We start from the raw sequence: 17622 nt of genomic DNA on the forward strand, positions 1-17622 counted from the left end.
ACATCCACGGCTTCTACAATCCAGCCCGGCTACACTCGGCGCTGGGCTACCACTCGCCTAACAACTACGCCCGGCAGCTCCGGGCTGCCGCCTGAAACGGCTTCATGGCGTCCGTTTTCAGGGGGCCAGATCAGACACCCCCGCGCAGCCCACCCGCCCGGCCCCTGACAGTTTCCTGCGCGGCCCGCCACGGAATGGAAGAAGAAAATCAAAGGCAAGAGCGGGTCGCGCGCTGCGCTTGCTCGTGCATCTGTAGAGCCGAGCCCACGCTCGGCTTGCTGTTGGAACAAGCAGCCGAGCATGGGCTCGGCTCTACATCAGCGCGCCTTTACCAGCTTGTCTGTGGTCTATCTGGAGCTCAGAAAGGAGATGCAGGCGTGCAGCGACTCAATGTCAGGTGAGACCTTGCTCAAGCTGATATGAATGCGACTTTCCTGCACGTTAGGCCCAAGGGTTTGGGTGGGGCCCAGCTGCACGGCGAGGATGCCGTCGGCAAAAGTCATCTCGATGCTATCCGGATAGAAACCGGCGCCTTGGTCGCAGAACTCGAGATAGGTTCCGCCTTCTCCACACTCGCGTGTGATGTCCAGATACTGTCCCGTCTGGCCCCAACGGACAAAAAGGAAAGTGAGCTCATCGTCATCGATGGCCATATCCAGTTCGCTGGCCGTCACTTCAATCAATTGTGATGCGGTGGATGACATCCGCTGAACATATCAGTCAAGACCAACTTGAAGTACGACTGTTGAAGAGCTCCGTGGCCTGTATTGCCCGACGTGTAGACGGGCGGGAAAGTTGGCGCCGAAAACGACAAGAGGGGCGCGGCGAAGCCGCGTCCCTCTCTCAAATTCCGTCCCGACAACCGAATGCTCTTCGATCCGTCACCGGAAAGGGGCGCGCGCTGCGCTTGCTCGTGTAGAGCCGGGCCCACGCTCGGCTGCTTTTGCCATTGCGAAAAGCAGCCCGGCGTAGGCTTAGGGCTACAGGATCAGACACAGGTCGCAGAAACTACCAGGAAGTATCAAGACCGGGAGGAGATCTGTAGTTGTCGATCTGAAGATCGCCGTGTGATTTCAACTGAATGATCTGACAAGCGCCCGGGTTCCATACGATGAATACTCGTATAAGGAGAAGTCCTGTGCCTGGCACAGGATCCCTAATTGCTCAATGGCCTCGACCTTCTTCAGATTCTCAATGGTGTTCTCCCCACCCAGTGAAAGCAGTGGCTGGAATCCATAGCATTCACCGATCTCTAAGGGCCCAAGCTTCTTCCGTGCTCTGGAGAATAGCCGTCTGTCATCTTTGTCGTAAGCATCGATATCCTCTGCGTCGAGCATAAATGGGATCTCGATGGCATGTTCAAGATGCATTCCGGCATCTGTATCTCGTGCAGATGTCTCACACATCACTGAGCCATGCATAAGTTCTATCTCTCCGATGCCGAAGACTTCGTGATAGAAGAAAATATTGCCGAACGCACTATGGCAAAACGCATGGCAATTCGTACTGTTGAATTGCTCGTCGCGGTCGAACACTGCATCCAGAATGCCTTTGAAACTCCTGGGGTGGCATGTCTGGAGCTGGCCTTGCAGTGTGAAGAAAAAGCCCAGCTTAGCGAAGAGTTCGCGGAGTTGATCAGGAAGGGATGTTGGAAGTGAATTCCACTCGTCGCGGGTGAGCGAGCGACACAGCTTTGGGTGTCCATGCTCGTTGACGATGTAGTCAATTAGTTTACTCATTTCTGATCTGCAGTTTGGCCTTCGAATCTGCGGCGCGAATACGTCATCTGCCGGACTTGTTGATGGTCGAACGTATCAGGCAATACCGACGTTGGCCCGTTTTCAGAAACGGTCCCTCCGGCCTGCCTTGCCCCGGTGTGCGGCATGAAATGAGGATGGGAGCCAGAAACGACAAAAGGGACGCGGCGAAGCCGCGTCCCTCTTTCAAATTCCGTCCCGACAACCCAACGCTCTTCGATCCGTCACCGGACAACTGTCAGAGGTGGGGAGGGATGGGGTCGCGGGGGTGTCAGCCGCATGGATGCGGCTGCCAAGCCTCCACGGACGGATTCACGGCGTCCCCCGCGAACCCAACCCGCCCCGCCAAGCGCGACATAACCCAGAGCCGCCTTTGACGTTGCTGTTGCCTGCCGCAGGCAGCGCCCGCGGCCGCCGCCGCAACGGAAACCTCTTAGATCTTCTTCGCCAGCGACTCGGCCAGGCCGGTGTAGCTGCCCGGGGTCATCTCCAGCAGGCGCTGCTTCGCATCCGCCGGCAGCTCCAGCCCCTGCACGAACGCACGCATCGACTCGGCCGTGATGCCCTGGCCGCGGGTCAGCGCCTTCAGCTGCTCGTACGGGTTCGGCAGGCCATGGCGGCGCATCACCGTCTGCACGGCCTCGGCCAGCACTTCCCAGGCCGCGTCCAGATCGGCATCCAGGCGCTGCGGGTTCACTTCCAGCTTGCCCAGGCCCTTGGCCAGCGAATCCAGCGCCACCTGGCTGTGGCCGAACGCGGTGCCCAGTGCACGCAGCACGGTGGAATCGGTCAGGTCACGCTGCCAGCGGCTGATCGGCAGCTTCGCGCTGAAGTGCTCGAACAGCGCGTTGGCGATGCCGAAGTTGCCTTCGGCATTCTCGAAATCGATCGGGTTGACCTTGTGCGGCATCGTCGACGAGCCGACTTCGCCTTCCTTCAGGCGCTGCTTGAAATAGCCCAGCGAGATGTAGCCCCAGATGTCGCGGGCCAGATCGATCAGGATGATGTTGGCGCGGCGTGCGGCATCGCCGATCTCGGCCACGTTGTCGTGCGGCTCGATCTGCGTGGTGTACGGGTTGAATACCAGGCCCAGGCCGGTCACGAAGCGCTCGGCGAAGGCCGGCCAGTCCACGTCCGGGTAGCTGGCCACGTGGGCGTTGTAGTTGCCGACGGCACCGTTGATCTTGCCGGTCAGTTCGACCGCGGCGATCTGCCGGCGCTGGCGTTCCAGGCGAGCGACCACGTTGGCCAGTTCCTTGCCCAAAGTGGTCGGCGAGGCGGTCTGGCCGTGGGTGCGCGACAGCATCGGCTGGCCGGCCTGGGCGTGGGCCAGGCTGCGCAGGGTGCTGGCGATGCCGTCCAGGGTCGGCAGCAGCACCTCGCGGCGGGCCTGTTCCAGCATCAGGCCGTAGCTGAGGTTGTTGATGTCTTCGCTGGTGCAGGCGAAATGCACGAATTCCAGCGCCGGGGCCAGTTCGGCGTCGTCCTTCAGCTGTTCCTTGATGAAGTACTCCACCGCCTTGACGTCATGGTTGGTGGTGCGCTCGATCTCCTTCACGCGCGCGGCCTGGGCCGGGCTGAAGCGGGCGGCCAGGTCGCGCAGGCGGGCGACGGCGGCGTCGGAGAACGGCGCCAGTTCGACGATGCCCGGTTCGGCGGCCAGCGCCAGCAGCCATTCCACCTCGACCGTGATGCGGGCCTTGATCAGGCCGTATTCGGAGAAGATCGGGCGCAGCGCGTCGACCTTGCCGGCATAGCGGCCATCGAGCGGGGACAGGGCGAGCAGGGCGGAATCGGACATGTCGGCAGGGCTGGGACGAGCGGCGGGGCCGATATTCTACGACGTGCCGGCGGGGCGTGCCCTGTAGAGCCGAGCCCACGCTCGGCTGCTTCGGAGAATCCGGCGCCCTGCGGGACGCCGAGCGTGGGCTCGGCTCTACAACACGGCCCTGCGGACGGAACGTTCTGGCCCGTCCTCGTCATCCCACGCTGCGGGCAAGGGAGTATCGTTGGCGCAGCCGCCAGCCCGGGAAGCGACACCCTGCCAGCCGCCGCTTCCCTTTCCCCAACTGAAGTAGTGCGGAGTTGATGCAATGAGCAAAGCTGCAAGCAAGGGTTTCAGAATCGAACACGACAGCATGGGCGAACTGCAGGTGCCTGCGGACGCCCTGTGGGGCGCCCAGACCCAGCGTGCCGTGCAGAATTTCCCGGTGTCGGGCCAGCGCATGCCGCGCGGTTTCATCCGTGCCCTGGGCCTGGTCAAGGGCGCTGCCGCCGGCGTCAACGCCGAGCTGGGCCACCTGCCGAAGAACGTGGCCAAGGCCATCCAGACCGCTGCTGCCGAAGTGGCCGCCGGCAACTGGGACGCGCACTTCCCGATCGACGTCTACCAGACCGGTTCGGGCACGTCGTCGAACATGAATGCCAATGAGGTCATCGCCACCCTGGCCAACCGTGCCGGCAAGGCGGGCAAGACCACCGTGCATCCCAATGACCACGTCAACCAGGGGCAGAGCTCCAACGACGTGATCCCGACCGCGCTGCGCGTGTCGGCGGTGCTGGCGACGCACGAACAGCTGCTGCCGGCGCTGGTGCACCTGCGCAAGACCCTCGACAAGAAAGGCCGCAGCCTGCGCAAGGTGGTCAAGACCGGCCGTACCCACCTGATGGACGCGATGCCACTGACCTTCGAGCAGGAGTTCGGCGCATGGTCGGCGCAGCTGGCCTCGGCGCAGGAGCGCATCGAAGACAGCCTCAAGCGCGTGCGCCGCCTGCCGCTGGGTGGCACCGCCATCGGCACCGGCATCAATGCCGACCCGCGCTTCGGCGCGCAGGTGGCCAAGGCACTGAAGCAACAGACCGGTTTCAAGTTCGACAGCGCCGAGAACAAGTTCGAGGGCCTGGCCGCGCAGGATGATGCCGTGGAACTGTCGGGCCAGCTCAATGCACTGGCCGTGGCGCTGATCAAGATCGCCAATGATCTTCGCTGGATGAACGCCGGTCCGCTGGCCGGGCTGGGCGAGATCGAACTGCCGGCACTGCAGCCGGGCAGCTCGATCATGCCGGGCAAGGTCAACCCGGTGATTCCGGAAGCAACCGTGATGGCGTGCGCGCAGGTGATTGGCCACCACACCGCGATCACCGTGGCCGGGCAGACCGGCAACTTCCAGCTCAACGTCACCCTGCCGCTGATCGCGGTGAACCTGCTGGATGGCATCGGCCTGCTGGCCAATGTGTCGCGGCTGCTGGCCGACAGCGCGATTGCCGGGCTGAAGGTGCGCCAAGACCGTGTTGCCGAGGCGCTGTCGCGCAATCCCATCCTGGTCACGGCGCTGAACCCGATCATCGGCTACGAGAAGGCAGCGGCCATTGCCAAGCGTGCCTACAAGGAACAGCGCCCGGTGCTGGACGTCGCGCTGGAAGACAGCGGCCTGCAGGAAGCGGAACTGCGCCGCCTGCTGGACCCCACCGCGCTGACTGCCGGTGGCATCCACGCGGGGGGCGGTGGCGGCGGCGGTTGATGCGCCGGTCGTAGGGCCGAGCCCATGCTCGGCTGCTTCCTGGACCTGAGCCGGGCATGGGCTCGGCTCTACAAGAGGAAACGCCGCCCAGGGGGCGGCGTTTTTTCAGCGACGGTCGGCGACGATGTTGCCGAAGGTGTCGGTGTAGTCCTTGAACTCGGGGATGCGCTGGACCAGGTCGGCCGGGATCACTTCCATGCCTTCCGGCGGCTGGATCTTCACCGGTTGCATGTTGGGATCGGCCGGGGCGGCGACCAGGGTGTTCTGGCGCAGTACCTGCAGCCGGCCGAACATCGTCTGCAGCATCTGCTTCTGCCCTTCGTCGAGCGGGATCTGGATCTCGTCCACCTTCATCGTGCCATCGCCGAGGATGATGATGTTCGGTGCCGGCGGGCGACGCACGGTCACCATCCCTTCGCTGACGGAAATCTTGGGCTTGCCGCGCTCGGCGCGGTGGTTGCGGTAATCCTTGTCACAGCCGACCAGGCCCAGGCAGAGCAGGGCGGCCAGCAGCAGGAACAACTTCTTCATGGCATTCGGTTCGGGGGCGTCCGGGGCCGACATTGTAAGCCGGTCGGCACGTTACGGCCGGCAGCGGGGCGCCGCTGCCGGCCGGGTGCGCTGATCTGTCACAGGCCTAGCGCTGGACCACGGTGTCCTTGCCGCAGTCGTCGACGTCACTCTGGTCCATCGTGGCGTACGGCCTGAACGCGGGCAGCGATGCGGCCAGCGCCTGCTGGCTGGCCAGCATCGCCGGCATGCGGTTGCAGATGCGCTTGGCCTGGGCTTCGATCTTCTCCGCCTCGGCATTGATCCGCTTCTCGATGCCCTCGCTGTCGCCGCTGAAGATGCCCTTCAGGGCCTCTCCGGCAGCACTGGCGCCGAGCTTGGCACCGGCCAGGCCGACATCCATGCCGTCCATTGCAATGGCAACGACGTGGCCGCGGTATTCCAGCAGCTGCCGGCGCTGGGCCTCATCGGCCGGCACTTCCTTGCCGCCGATCAGCAGCCGCCCGTCCGGCGTGATCTCCGCACGCGGCTGCTTGTCGGCCGAGATCTTGATGTTGCCCTGGGCGATGTCCTTGCGGGCATCGTCCATGGCCTCCTTGACCGTCTGGCCGACCCCGCTGGTCGCCTCGGCCACGCTTTTGCCGACGGTGGTATCAGGCGTGGAGGACGTGCCGCCGCAGGCGATCAGCGGCAGGCACAGCAGGGTGGCAGGCAGCAGGCGCAACAGGTTCATGGTGTTCCCCTGGTGGTGTCTGGAAAAGGGTTACTTGCTGCGCGGCAGGGTGACCCGGCCGCTGACGTTGCGATGATCGACGTCACCGCTGCCGCTGCGATCGACGGTCAGGGTGCCGCGCACCCCGTCGACGTGGATGTCGCCCGAACCGTGGCTGCGGACATGCACATTGCCGCCGATATCGGCCAGATCGACCCCGCCGGAGCCGACCACGCCCACTTCAACGCTGCCCTGCACACGCTTGAACTCGATGTCACCCGAGCCCACGGTATCCAGCCGCACGTTGCCACGCACATCGGTGATCTTCAGGTCACCGGAGCCGACGGTACCGGTGCTGGCGTCGCCGGTGATGTTGCGTACGGTGACGTCGCCCGAACCCAGCGAGAGCAGGTTCAGGGAGCCGCCGCCATCGATGTTGAGGTCGCCCGAACCCACTGCGGCGTGAATGCTGCCACGGGTTCCGCGGGCCACGGCGTCACCGGAACCGACGTCCACGCTGAGTGACTGCGCGTTTTCCACGCTGGCATCGCCGGAGCCGACCTTGAGCTGCAGCGGCAGGTTGTCCGGCACGCTGCCGCGGATGTCCAGCCAGGCATAGCTGTTGCCCAGGCTGATGCCGCTGTCGCGGCCTTCGCGGCGCAGGCTGACCACCAGCTTGTCGCCTTCCTTCCGCTGATCCAGCACCAGCTGGTCCAACCATTCCTGGCTGGAGGCGCAGGCGCGACCATCCAGCTGGCCACCGCCCTTGCTGGCGACCACCTTCAGGTCATGCTGGTTCACCTCGAACACCACCGCCTTGGCGCCGGATGTCTCCAGCTTCAACGTACGGGCAGCGGTGAACTTGCAGTTAGGGGCATCGGCGGCCAGCGCCGACAGCGGCAACAGCAACAACGCAGAACAGGCGAGCAGGGAACGCATGGGTGGTGCCTCCGGATGGGTGGAGTCAGATCTCGCCGGCGCGCTTGCGCAGGCGGATGGCGAGGAAGATGAACACTGCACCGACGGCCGCACCGATCCACAGTTCCGGCATCGCCAGCGACTTCAGCTGCGAGGCAGGGGACATCAGGCTGACCACCGAGTCCAGATCGCGGCGCGACCCTTCACCTGCGCCGAGGCGATACAGCAGGTCCATGCCGGGTACGCCGCCCAGCAGCAGGCGGCCGACGATGTTCTGCCAGAACCAGCCGGTGGTCAGACCGAACAGCGGCATGATCTTGGTGGTGCTGACGATGACGCCGGCAAACAGCGGCAGCATCACCGCCCACAGGAACGGCTTGCTCTTGGCCCAGGCCGAGCACAGCAGCAGCCAGCCGGCGGTGGGCAGGGCCCACAGCGCGTAGACCGGAATCCAGCTCAGGTGGCCGGCAGCCAGGGTCAACGGGCTGGCCGGGCCCCAGATCAGGGTCATCGGGCTGCCACCGTGCATCAGCGCGACGATGCTGATGACCAGCATGAAGCCGAGCATGGTGATGATGCCAGCGATCACCGCGATCAGCGGGGCCACGATCAGCGCACTGATCAGCTTGGACAGCACCGTCTGGGTGTCCGACAGCGGCAGCGACTTCCAGAACAGGATGCTGCGGTCGCGGCGGTCATCGTACAGGGCGCCCAGGCAGTAGAAGAACACCACGAAGGCCAGGACCAGGAATGGCCACGCCGAGCTGAGCACGAGGGTCAGGTCGAGGCCGTTACCGAGATCGGCCAGGTCCTTGGCACTGATGTCGCGGGTGAGCAGCGCCAGGTCCAGGCCATTGATGTTCACATCTTCGCCGTCGATGTGCAGGCCGCCGTCGCGCGCGGCACGATGCAGCGCGAACAGGCCGAACGCGATGCCGATGGTGCTCATCACCAGCGAGATCAGTCCGGCGATCAACGGTGCATAGAGGAATCCGCCGCGGTTCTCCCAATACTCGCGCTTGAGCAGCCAGCGCAGGGTGCCGATCGGGCTGACGGGGTGGTTGACGGCGTTCATGCGTAGGTCCCCTTCATGATGGCGACGAACAGGTCGGCCAGGCCCGGGATGCGGGTCTCGCCGAGGGAGGAAAGCTGGGCGCGCGGCACGCCATCGAACAGCATCACCGTCTTGCCGAACGCCAGGCTGCGCTCGTCGATCGGCTTCAATGCGCGGGCGGTGTCCAGCTGTTCGGCATTGACCAGCAGCTCGGTATAGCGCTGGCCGACGTCGTCCATTTCAGCGTCGAGCACGATGCGGCCATCACGGATGAACATGACGTCGCTGAGGATATGCTCGATTTCCTCCACCTGGTGGGTAGTGACGATGATCGTCTTCTGTTCGTCGAAGTAGTCTTCCAGCAGGCGCTGGTAGAACTCCTTGCGGTACAGGATGTCCAGGCCCAGTGTCGGCTCGTCCAGCACCAGGATGCGGGCATCGATGGCCATCACCAGCGCCAGGTGCAGCTGCACGATCATGCCCTTGGACAGCTCCCGCACGCGCTGCTTCGGCTGCAGCTTGGTGTTGGCCAGGAAGCGTTCGCAACGGGCGCGGTCGAAGCGCGGGTGAACGCCAGCGACGAAGTCGATCGCTTCGCGGACCTTCAACCAGCGCGGCAGCACGGCGACATCAGCGATGAAGCAGATGTCATTCATCAGTTCGTCGCGGTGCAGTCGCGGGTCACGCCCGAGCACGCTCAGGTCCCCCTCCACCGAGGTCAGGCCAAGAATGGCCTTCAGCGCGGTGGTCTTGCCGGCGCCATTGGGCCCGATCAGGCCGACGATGCGCCCGCTTGGGATGCTGAAGGTGGCGTTGTCGAGGGCAACCGTGGTCTTGTAGGCCTTGCGCAGGCCTCGGGCGGTGATGACCGCTTCACTTGCAGTGCTCTTCATCAGACTTTCCCCTGGGGCAGCAATTCGTCGAGGCTCAGGCCCAGGCGCTGGATGCGCTCCAGGACCGCCGGCCATTCTTCGTTGAGGAAACGGTCGCGCTCGCTGCTTCGCAGCTGCGTAGCCGCCTGCTCGGTCATGAACATGCCCAGGCCGCGGCGCTTCTCCACCAGGCCTTCGTCAGCCAGTTCCTGGTAGGCGCGCGAAACGGTGATGGGGTTGAGTTGATAGTCGGCGGCCACCTGGCGCACCGAAGGCAGGGCATCGCCCGGCTTGAGGATTCCGTCGAGCATCATGGCGATCACGCGCTCCTTCAACTGACGGTAGATGGGAGCGCCGTCGCTCCACTGGATGTCGCTCATGTTCAGCTCCGTGGGATCAGCGGCTGGGCGAACGAGAAATACGGCATGGACAGCGCGCTGTGCAGCCGACGCGGGGGAGGGGGGGAGGAGGGGGTGGCATTCCCTGCCGGGGAGAGCGTCGCGTCCTGCGCACTTTCGGCAGCGGCAGAAGCAGGGGCGGTGGGCGTGGCCCACCAGGCCAGCACGAGCAGGGTCGAAACAGCGACGGCCGCGTGTGCGGTGAGGTTGCGACGGATCCGGACGTTCATGGCTTCCCCCTGTCTCAGGTGACTGGTGTTGTATGCAACTATAACACCGGCACGCCGGGGTGCAAGCCCCCACATCACCCAACTGCTGGCAGGGGCGGTCAAGAACGCGCCATATCCATCCAGGCAATTGATAATAAAGGAAAAATTGTTTGGTAAAACCGGCTTCCCTGACCGCCTTCCATTCAATCACGTCAATCCTATGTCAATGACGACGCGCCGCGGCCGTTTCCCACAGGCTGTCGCCAAGCCCGGCAAAGCTGTGCCACGGCGGGGCCGACAGGTGCCACAGGGCCCGGTGCTATAGTTCGGCCGATTCCCGGCCGATGCTGGCCGGACCCTTGAAACGGCTATTGCGGAACGTTCCCATGCCCCTGTCGACCGCCTTCCCGCACCGCTTCCGCGGCCTGTCCCTGTTGACTCTGCTGGCCCTCGGCCTGGCAGCCTCGGCCAATGCGCTGGCCGCCGACCTGCTCGACGTCAGCTATCGGCCGCTGGCTGGCAAGCAGCAGGTCAACCTGCAGCAGCGCTACCACGGCCAGGTGCTGCTGGTGGTCAATACCGCCAGCAAGTGTGGCTATACCCCTCAGTACGAAGGCCTGGAGGCGCTGCACAGGCAGTACGCCGGCAAGGGCTTCGCGGTGCTCGGCTTCCCGTCCAACGATTTCAAGGGCCAGGAGCCCGGTGACGAGAAGCAGATCCAGGACTTCTGCACCCTGACCTACGGCGTCAGGTTCCCGATGTTCGAGAAAGTGCATGTGGTCGGTCCGCAGGCCACGCCGCTGTACCAGCGGCTGACCGCAGCGACCGGCGTTGCGCCGGCCTGGAACTTCCACAAGTACCTCGTGGGCCGCGATGGCAAGGTCATCGCCCAGTTCGCCAGCAAGGTGACGCCGGACGATCCGCAGCTGATCGCGGCCATCGACAAGGCGCTGGCGGCCGCCGCCACGCATTGATATCCGGCACGCATGCCTCGACATCGACGGCATGCGTGCGACAATGATCCTTTTCGCGCCGACGTCGGCGCCCAGACACTTCCAGGAATGCAGCGAATGAAGATGGGAATGCGCGGCGCCGCGGCGTCGGTTCTGATTCTGGCGATGGGCACTTCGGGTGTCGCTCTGTCGCAACAACCGGCTGCCCCCGCAGCCGCCAAGGAGACCGCAACCTTGAATTCCCCCAAGCAGAAGCTGGGCTACGCCATCGGCCTGGACGTGGCCAAGTCGTTCACTCCGATCGCCGATGAGATCGACGTGGCCGCGCTGCGCACCGCCGTGGAGCGTTCGTTCGAAGGCCTGCAGCCGCAGATCACCCAGGAACAGGCCAAGGCCACCGACGCGGCCCTGCGCCAGGTCGTGATGGCCCGCAGCGGCCAGCAGGTGCCGGGCGTGGCGCCGGGTTCGCAGCCGCCGAAGGTCGACCGCGTCAAGGTCTCGCAGATGATCGGTTCCTACTCGGTGGGCCCGTCGCTGGCGCAACTGAAGGATGACATCGACGTCGCCTCGCTGTTTGACGCGATCAGCACCGGCCTGAGCAAGGGACAGCCGAAGATGACGGAAGCTGACGCGACCGCCACCATTCAGGCCTTCATGGGCAGCAAGCAGGCCGAAATGCAGGCCAAGGCCGCCGCCGCTGCGCAGACCAACCGCGAGGAAGGCAATGCGTTCCTGGCCAAGAACAAGACCCAGCCGGGCGTGGTGACCACCGCGTCGGGCCTGCAGTACCAGGTGATCCGCCCGGGTAGCGGCGAGCGTCCGCTGCCGAGCAGCAAGGTGCGCGTGAACTACGAAGGCAAGCTGCTCAACGGCACCGTGTTCGACAGTTCCTACGGCCGCCAGCCGGCTGAGTTCGGCCTGGACCAGGTGATCAAGGGCTGGACCGAAGGCGTTGCGCTGATGCCGGTCGGTTCGAAGTACCGCTTCTGGATTCCGGGCGAACTCGCCTACGGTGAGAACGGCACTCCCGGCGGCCCGATCGGCCCGAACGCGACTTTGACGTTCGACGTCGAGCTGCTGGGCGTCCTGCCGTAAGTCATCGAGGAGCGAATACGGATATGCGCGTTGCGATTTTTGGTACGGGTTACGTTGGACTGGTGACCGGTACCTGCCTGGCCGATGTCGGTCATCAGGTGGTCTGCGTCGATATCGACCAGGCCAAGGTAGATGGCCTCAACCAGGGCGTCATTCCCATCTATGAGCCTGGCCTGGAGCCGATGGTGAAGGCCAACCACGCCGCGTCGCGGCTGGCATTCACTACCGATGCCGCGTCGGCGATCGCGCATGGCCAGGTAGTGTTCATCGCCGTGGGTACCCCGCCGGACGAGGATGGCAGCGCCGATCTGCAGTACGTGCTGGCCGTTGCCCGTACCATCGGCCGGCACATGAGCGTGCCCACCGTGGTGGTCAACAAGTCGACGGTGCCGGTGGGTACCGCCGACAAGGTGCGCGCCGCCATTGCCGAAGAGCTGGCCGCGCGTGGCGCGGACATCACCTTCGACGTGGTGTCCAATCCGGAATTCCTGAAGGAAGGCGACGCAGTCGCCGATTGCATGCGCCCGGACCGCATCATCATCGGTGCGACCAGCGATGAGTCGGTAGCGGTAATGCGCCGCCTGTACGCGCCGTTCAACCGCAACCACGACCGCGTGGTCGAGATGGACGTGCGTTCGGCCGAGCTGACCAAGTACGCCGCCAATGCGATGCTGGCAACCAAGATTTCATTCATGAACGAAATCGCCAACATTGCCGAACGCGTCGGTGCCGACGTCGAGCAGGTCCGCCAGGGTATCGGCTCGGACCCGCGCATCGGCTGGCACTTCATCTACCCGGGCGCCGGCTACGGCGGCTCGTGCTTCCCGAAGGACGTGCAGGCATTGGCCCGTACGGCCCAGCAGCATGGCCTGGAGCCGAAGCTGCTCAATGCAGTGGAAGCGGTCAACGATGCACAGAAGGGCCATCTGTTCGCCCTCATCCAGCGTCATTACGACAAGGGCGAGGACGAAGGGGTGCGCGGCAAGACCTTCGCCGTGTGGGGCCTGGCCTTCAAGCCGAACACTGATGACATGCGTGAAGCCTCCAGCCGTCGCCTGCTGGCGCAGCTGTGGGAAGGCGGTGCCACGGTGCGTGCCTACGATCCGGAAGCAATGCACGAATCGCAGCGCATCTTCGGCGAACGCGATGACCTGGTGTTCTGCAGCAATGCTGACGAAGCGCTGCAGGGCGCGGATGCCCTGGTCGTGGTGACCGAGTGGAAGCAGTTCCGCAGTCCCGATTTCCAGAAGCTGCGCGAGCAGCTGAAGGACGCGGTGGTGTTCGACGGCCGCAACCTCTATGAGCCGGCCGAAGTGGAAGCCGCCGGCCTGGCGTACTACGGCATCGGCCGGGGGCGTTCGCTGCATGTCTGATCTACCGACCGAACGCGAGCAGGCGCTGGAAGCGCGCCTGGTCGAGTTGGAGATGCGCGTGTCCTTCCAGGAACAGGCGCTGGCCGAGTTGAGCGATGCGCTGGCTGATGCCCGCATGCAGGGCATGCGCAATGCCGATGTGCTGCGCGTCCTGCTGGAGGACCTGGGCAAGGTCCGCAACGCACTGAATTCTTCCGATCCGGCGAGCGAACCGCCGCCGCCGCACTACTGATCCGAATCCTATGAGCGATACCCTCCGCGACCAGCTGATGGGCCTGGGCTTCAAGCCCGCGCCCAAGCCCGAGCGCAAGAATGATGGCCCCCGCCGTGACGGCCGCCCGCAGGGCAAGGGTGGCAACGGCAATGCAAAGCCGCAGGGCGCAGGCAAGGGCGAGCACAAGCCCGGCGAGCGTCGCGGGCATGGCCATGGTGGGGCGGGCAAGCCCGGTGGGCAGGCGCGTGGTGGCCAAGGGCAGCAGGGGCCGCGCAAGCCGCGCAGCGCCGAAGAGATGGACCTGGCCAAGGCCTATGCGATCCGTGCGCAGCGGGAGAAGGAAGAGCGCATCGAGGCCGAGCGCCTGAAGCAGGAAGAAGCACGCGTGCGCCGTGAGGCGAAGGCCAAGCTGGAAGCGCTGCTGCAGGGCAAAAGCCTCAATGCCGAGGAGGCGGACATTGCCCGCCACTTCCCGTACGGCGGCAAGATCAAGCGCATCTACGTGACCGCCGAACAGCTGACCGCGCTCAATGCGGGTGAACTGGGCGTGGTCCAGCTCAACGGCCGCTACCTGCTGGTGACCGCCGAGGTGCTGGCACAGTGCGAGGCAGTGTTCGCCCCGTCGGTGGCGCTGAAGGTCGATCCGAATGCGCCGGCCGAGGAAGATCCGTACGCGGACCCGCAGTACCAGGTGCCGGACGACCTGGTCTGGTAAACGCGTGATCGCCGTGGGCGCGTTGCCCCCGCGGCCGCGGAGGAAGGGATGACCGCTGATCCAAGCCGCGGCTACGTGCCGCACATTGACGGCCTGCGCGCGATCGCCGTGCTGGCTGTCATCGTGTTCCACCTGGACCCGGGCTGGTTGCCGGGCGGGTTTACCGGCGTGGACGTGTTTTTCGTCATCTCCGGTTTCGTGGTCAGCGCGTCGGTACATCGGCTGCCGCCGCTGTCGCTGGGGCAGTCGATGCTGCGCTTCTATGCGCGCCGCATCCGTCGTATCGCACCGGCGCTGCTGGCGTGCGTGTTGCTGACCGCTGTGGCGAGCGTGCTGTTCATTCCTGAGTCGTGGCTCAGCGAAGCCAGCGACAAGACGGGGCTGATGGCGTTGTTCGGATTCAGCAACTGGGTGCTGGCGGCGATCGGCAACGATTACTTCGCGCCCAAGGCCGAATTCAATCCCTACACCCATACCTGGTCGCTTGGTGTGGAAGAGCAGTTCTACCTGCTGTTCCCGTTGCTGTTCCTGGCCTGGGCACGTGGCGCGCGCGGGCGCTGTATCAGCCTGGGCCTGTTCGCACTGGTCAGCATGGCATCGCTGCTGCACGCTGCGGTGCTGGGTCTGCGCGAGGCGCCGCCATCGTGGGCGTTCTACGCCACCAGCACCCGTCTCTGGCAACTGGGCGTGGGCGTGCTGCTGTTCCAGCTGCTGCACGTGCGGCAATCGCTGGACCCCGCAACCAGTCAGGCACTGAAGCGCGCTGCGCCGGTGTTTTCCCTGCTGGCCATGATGGCGCTGGTCCTGCTGGGGTGGGCTCTATGGTCCTCGCGTGCCGGGCGCTCGCCGTGGCCTGACGGCCTGCTGCCGGCCTTCGCCACCGCAGGCCTGCTTTGGACGCTGCATCATCATCCGCAGGCATGGGTGGCGCGGCTGCTCGCCAGCGCTCCGATGCGCCGCATTGGCCTGCTGTCGTACTCGCTGTATCTGTGGCACTGGCCGGTGTTCGTGCTGATGCGCTGGACCGTGGGCCTGCGGACACCACCGCAGATGATCGCTGCGATGGTGCTGGTGCTGCTGCTGTCATGGGTATCGTGGCGCTGGGTCGAGCAACCCTTCCGCGGCCCGTTGTCGCAGCGCCTGCGTCCAGGCCGGTGGGTGCTGAGCGGCGCAGTCGTACTGCTGTGCGCCGCCGGCATCCAGGCATTGCTCTACCTGCAGGCGCCGCGGCTGTCGCTGAGTACCGTCAGCCGGCATCCAGCCGATTGGTATCCCAATGGCGAGAGTGTGGCGGGTGATTATCCCGATTGTGCTCTGGTGGCCGCGAAGCATCGATTCGAAGGCGGCAGTGCGCGCACCTTTACCCGTGGAAACTGCGACCGTCCGCTGCCGGCCGGTGCGCCGAAGCGGGTGTTTGTTGCCGGCGATTCGCATGCGATGGCCTACATCGAGCTGCTGCAGCGCCTGGCGCTGGAAACCGGCTCTGAGGTCTCCCTCTATGGCCGTGGCGGATGCCCGCAGGTGAGCCTGCAGAAGTGGCGCGGTGCCGGGGCCGGTTGCACCGATTTCGACGCAGCGGTGTTTGCCGACATCGCGCAGCGCGCGCAGCCGGGGGACGCCGTGGTTCTGGTATCGCTGCGGGTGCCGCGCCTGTCCGATCAGTTCGTGCTGTTCGATGCGCAGGCGCAGCTGGAGGGCGAACTGACAGCGGAGGCCACGGCAGGGCGTGAGGCCGAAGCGGCCGAGGCGATCAAGCAGTGGAAGCCTCTGGCCGAGCGCGGTGTGCGCATCGTGCTGGAGGCACCTAAACCGGTGCTGCCGGCGCCCCCCTATCGCTGCTCGGACCGCTTCAATGCGCGCAACGAGGTCTGCCGCAACGGGCTGGACAGCACGCGCGTCGCGATGGAAACGTTGCGGGCACCCATGCTGGGCAGCCTGCGGCAGGTGGTCGATGGACTGCCGGGGGGCGTGCTGTGGGACCCGCTGCCGGTGCTGTGCGACGACGCGCTATGTCCCGCGCAGCGCGATGGCCGCCCGCTGTTCTTCGATGGCGATCATCTCAGCGCGCATGGCAACCGCGTGCTGCTGCCTTCGCTGCAGCAGGTGTTGCTGCAGCGCTGAACCGGAGCGTTGTCAGTGTGCGCCGTGGGTCCGGCGCGCGCGTATCAGCGGCAGGCTCAGCGCGAAGAAGCAGAGCAGGGCGCCGATCAGGGCAAACCCGCTACCCGCCAGGAACGCGGTGCGGCCATCGTCGATCTTCCACAGCTGGCCGGCAATAAGCGCGCCCAGCACCCCGCCGACACCCGACGAGAATCCATAGAGCAGTCCCTGGCCGTGGCCATTGAGACGACCGGGGAAGTAGGTCGCCAGCATCTGCATCGCCGCCGCGAAGAACGCGGCAAAGCCCAGCGCGTGCGCGGTCTGCGCCAGCAGCATTACCGGCAGGTTCTCCGGGAACAATGCGGTCACGGCCCAGCGCAGGCAGGAACTGACCAGTGCGATCAGCAGCATCCAGCTGGCGTCGTAGTGGCGGAAGAAGCGGCCGATGGTGAAGAACACGCCCACTTCGAAGACCACGCCGATGGTCCACAGCAGGCCCAGGGCGGAGGTACGGTAACCGTGATGGTCCATGTAGACCGAGAAGAACGTGTAGTACGGGCCGAACGACAGCTGCTCCATGAACGCGGCCAGGAAGAACGCCAGCACCGGCGGTCGGCGCACGATCTGCCAGAAGCCGCTGGCATCCCCCGCCGTCCTGCCGATGTCGCGCGCGTAGTGGTTGCTGAAGGCCGAGGCAACCAGCAGCACGAACAGGGGCAGCATCATCCAGGGCAACAATCCGGCGTGGCTGCCGGCGCCATCGCCTTCGATCAGCCAGCCGAACAGGGTGACCACGGCGATGAAACCGAGCGAGCCCCAGACCCGGATAAGCCCGTAGCGATGGCTGTCGGTGCCCAGGTGGGTGAGGGTGATCGACTCGAACTGCGGCATCACCGCGTTGTAGAAGAAGCAGAACACGATCATCGCCGGGTACATCCACGGCTGCGGCAGGGGCTGCAGGAAGGCGGCGAAGCTGAGCAGGGTCAGCACGCAGCCGACGCGCAGTAGGCGGATCGGTCGCGGTGATGCGGCCGCCAGCGAGGTCCAGGCACTGGGTGCGATCACGCGGGTGGCGTACCACAGGCCCATCATCACGCTGATCGCGGTCACGCTCATCCCGCGCGCGGTCAGGAACAGGCTCCAGTACGGCGTGAACGCGCCGAGCGCCGCGTAGTAGAACAAGTAGAAACTTGAGAGGCGGGCAACGGGAACGGTCATCGC

General features: G+C 65.2%; 18 protein-coding genes. 7 read left to right on the plus strand and 11 right to left on the minus strand.

Annotated elements, in window-relative coordinates; all coding sequences use genetic code 11:
• Nucleotides 1-347: 347 nt before the first annotated feature.
• The 3 genes from AC5P9W_RS15600 to purB form a co-directional block, all read right to left on the minus strand.
• The gene (locus tag AC5P9W_RS15600) at nt 348-704 is read right to left on the minus strand and encodes a hypothetical protein (protein ID WP_134735989.1); all 357 of its coding nucleotides are present in this window, start codon (nt 702-704) and stop codon (nt 348-350) included.
• Nucleotides 705-1073: 369 nt separating this feature from the next.
• Nucleotides 1074-1739 carry a T6SS immunity protein Tdi1 domain-containing protein gene (locus tag AC5P9W_RS15605; protein ID WP_206622001.1) on the minus strand — a complete coding sequence of 222 codons (666 nt, stop codon included), beginning with the start codon at nt 1737-1739 and terminating at the stop codon, nt 1074-1076.
• A gap of 451 nt (nt 1740-2190) precedes the next feature.
• On the minus strand, nt 2191-3558 hold the full coding sequence (purB, locus tag AC5P9W_RS15610) for an adenylosuccinate lyase (protein ID WP_049439940.1): 1368 nt from the start codon (nt 3556-3558) through the stop codon (nt 2191-2193).
• A gap of 292 nt (nt 3559-3850) precedes the next feature.
• On the opposite strand from purB, the gene AC5P9W_RS15615 reads away from it, so the two are divergent.
• Nucleotides 3851-5278 (plus strand): class II fumarate hydratase, encoded by a 1428-nt coding sequence (locus AC5P9W_RS15615; RefSeq protein ID WP_111101754.1) that lies wholly within the window; start codon nt 3851-3853, stop codon nt 5276-5278.
• A gap of 105 nt (nt 5279-5383) precedes the next feature.
• On the opposite strand, the gene AC5P9W_RS15620 is transcribed toward AC5P9W_RS15615, so the two are convergent.
• The 7 genes from AC5P9W_RS15620 to AC5P9W_RS15650 form a co-directional block, all read right to left on the minus strand.
• Nucleotides 5384-5809, minus strand: coding sequence for a hypothetical protein (locus tag AC5P9W_RS15620; protein ID WP_032953534.1), 426 nt, complete (start codon nt 5807-5809; stop codon nt 5384-5386).
• A gap of 106 nt (nt 5810-5915) precedes the next feature.
• Nucleotides 5916-6521 carry a YggN family protein gene (locus AC5P9W_RS15625; RefSeq protein WP_021202712.1) on the minus strand — a complete coding sequence of 202 codons (606 nt, stop codon included), beginning with the start codon at nt 6519-6521 and terminating at the stop codon, nt 5916-5918.
• Nucleotides 6522-6551: 30 nt separating this feature from the next.
• The gene (locus AC5P9W_RS15630; RefSeq protein ID WP_206622000.1) at nt 6552-7439 is read right to left on the minus strand and encodes a DUF4097 family beta strand repeat-containing protein; all 888 of its coding nucleotides are present in this window, start codon (nt 7437-7439) and stop codon (nt 6552-6554) included.
• 25 nt (nt 7440-7464) lie between these two features.
• Nucleotides 7465-8493 (minus strand): ABC-2 transporter permease, encoded by a 1029-nt coding sequence (locus AC5P9W_RS15635; protein WP_019660402.1) that lies wholly within the window; start codon nt 8491-8493, stop codon nt 7465-7467.
• Nucleotides 8490-9365 carry an ABC transporter ATP-binding protein gene (locus tag AC5P9W_RS15640; RefSeq protein WP_206621999.1) on the minus strand — a complete coding sequence of 292 codons (876 nt, stop codon included), beginning with the start codon at nt 9363-9365 and terminating at the stop codon, nt 8490-8492. The genes AC5P9W_RS15635 and AC5P9W_RS15640 overlap by 4 nt, the downstream gene beginning before the upstream one ends.
• The gene (locus tag AC5P9W_RS15645) at nt 9365-9724 is read right to left on the minus strand and encodes a GntR family transcriptional regulator (protein WP_006453095.1); all 360 of its coding nucleotides are present in this window, start codon (nt 9722-9724) and stop codon (nt 9365-9367) included. The genes AC5P9W_RS15640 and AC5P9W_RS15645 overlap by 1 nt, the downstream gene beginning before the upstream one ends.
• 2 nt (nt 9725-9726) lie before the next feature.
• On the minus strand, nt 9727-9972 hold the full coding sequence (locus AC5P9W_RS15650) for a hypothetical protein (RefSeq protein WP_032955307.1): 246 nt from the start codon (nt 9970-9972) through the stop codon (nt 9727-9729).
• Between the two features lie 365 nt (nt 9973-10337).
• Between AC5P9W_RS15650 and AC5P9W_RS15655 the strand changes: the two genes are divergently transcribed.
• From AC5P9W_RS15655 to AC5P9W_RS15680, 6 genes are all read left to right on the plus strand, one after another.
• Nucleotides 10338-10925, plus strand: coding sequence for a glutathione peroxidase (locus AC5P9W_RS15655; protein WP_019660400.1), 588 nt, complete (start codon nt 10338-10340; stop codon nt 10923-10925).
• Between the two features lie 96 nt (nt 10926-11021).
• Nucleotides 11022-11999, plus strand: coding sequence for an FKBP-type peptidyl-prolyl cis-trans isomerase (locus tag AC5P9W_RS15660; RefSeq protein ID WP_019660399.1), 978 nt, complete (start codon nt 11022-11024; stop codon nt 11997-11999).
• A gap of 23 nt (nt 12000-12022) precedes the next feature.
• Entirely contained in the window at nt 12023-13372 is a 1350-nt protein-coding gene (locus tag AC5P9W_RS15665) for a UDP-glucose dehydrogenase family protein (protein WP_019660398.1), read from the plus strand.
• The gene (locus AC5P9W_RS15670; protein WP_019660397.1) at nt 13365-13604 is read left to right on the plus strand and encodes a SlyX family protein; all 240 of its coding nucleotides are present in this window, start codon (nt 13365-13367) and stop codon (nt 13602-13604) included. The genes AC5P9W_RS15665 and AC5P9W_RS15670 overlap by 8 nt, the downstream gene beginning before the upstream one ends.
• A gap of 10 nt (nt 13605-13614) precedes the next feature.
• Entirely contained in the window at nt 13615-14301 is a 687-nt protein-coding gene (locus tag AC5P9W_RS15675; protein ID WP_021202714.1) for a DUF2058 domain-containing protein, read from the plus strand.
• 48 nt (nt 14302-14349) lie between these two features.
• Nucleotides 14350-16422: an acyltransferase family protein gene (locus AC5P9W_RS15680; protein WP_111102663.1), complete on the plus strand. Its 2073-nt coding sequence runs from the start codon at nt 14350-14352 to the stop codon at nt 16420-16422.
• A gap of 12 nt (nt 16423-16434) precedes the next feature.
• On the opposite strand, the gene AC5P9W_RS15685 is transcribed toward AC5P9W_RS15680, so the two are convergent.
• The gene (locus AC5P9W_RS15685) at nt 16435-17619 is read right to left on the minus strand and encodes an MFS transporter (RefSeq protein WP_111102661.1); all 1185 of its coding nucleotides are present in this window, start codon (nt 17617-17619) and stop codon (nt 16435-16437) included.
• Between the last annotated feature and the right edge of the window lie 3 nt (nt 17620-17622).

It is taken from the genome of Stenotrophomonas sp. YJH_SMC_33 (genome assembly GCF_059372295.1).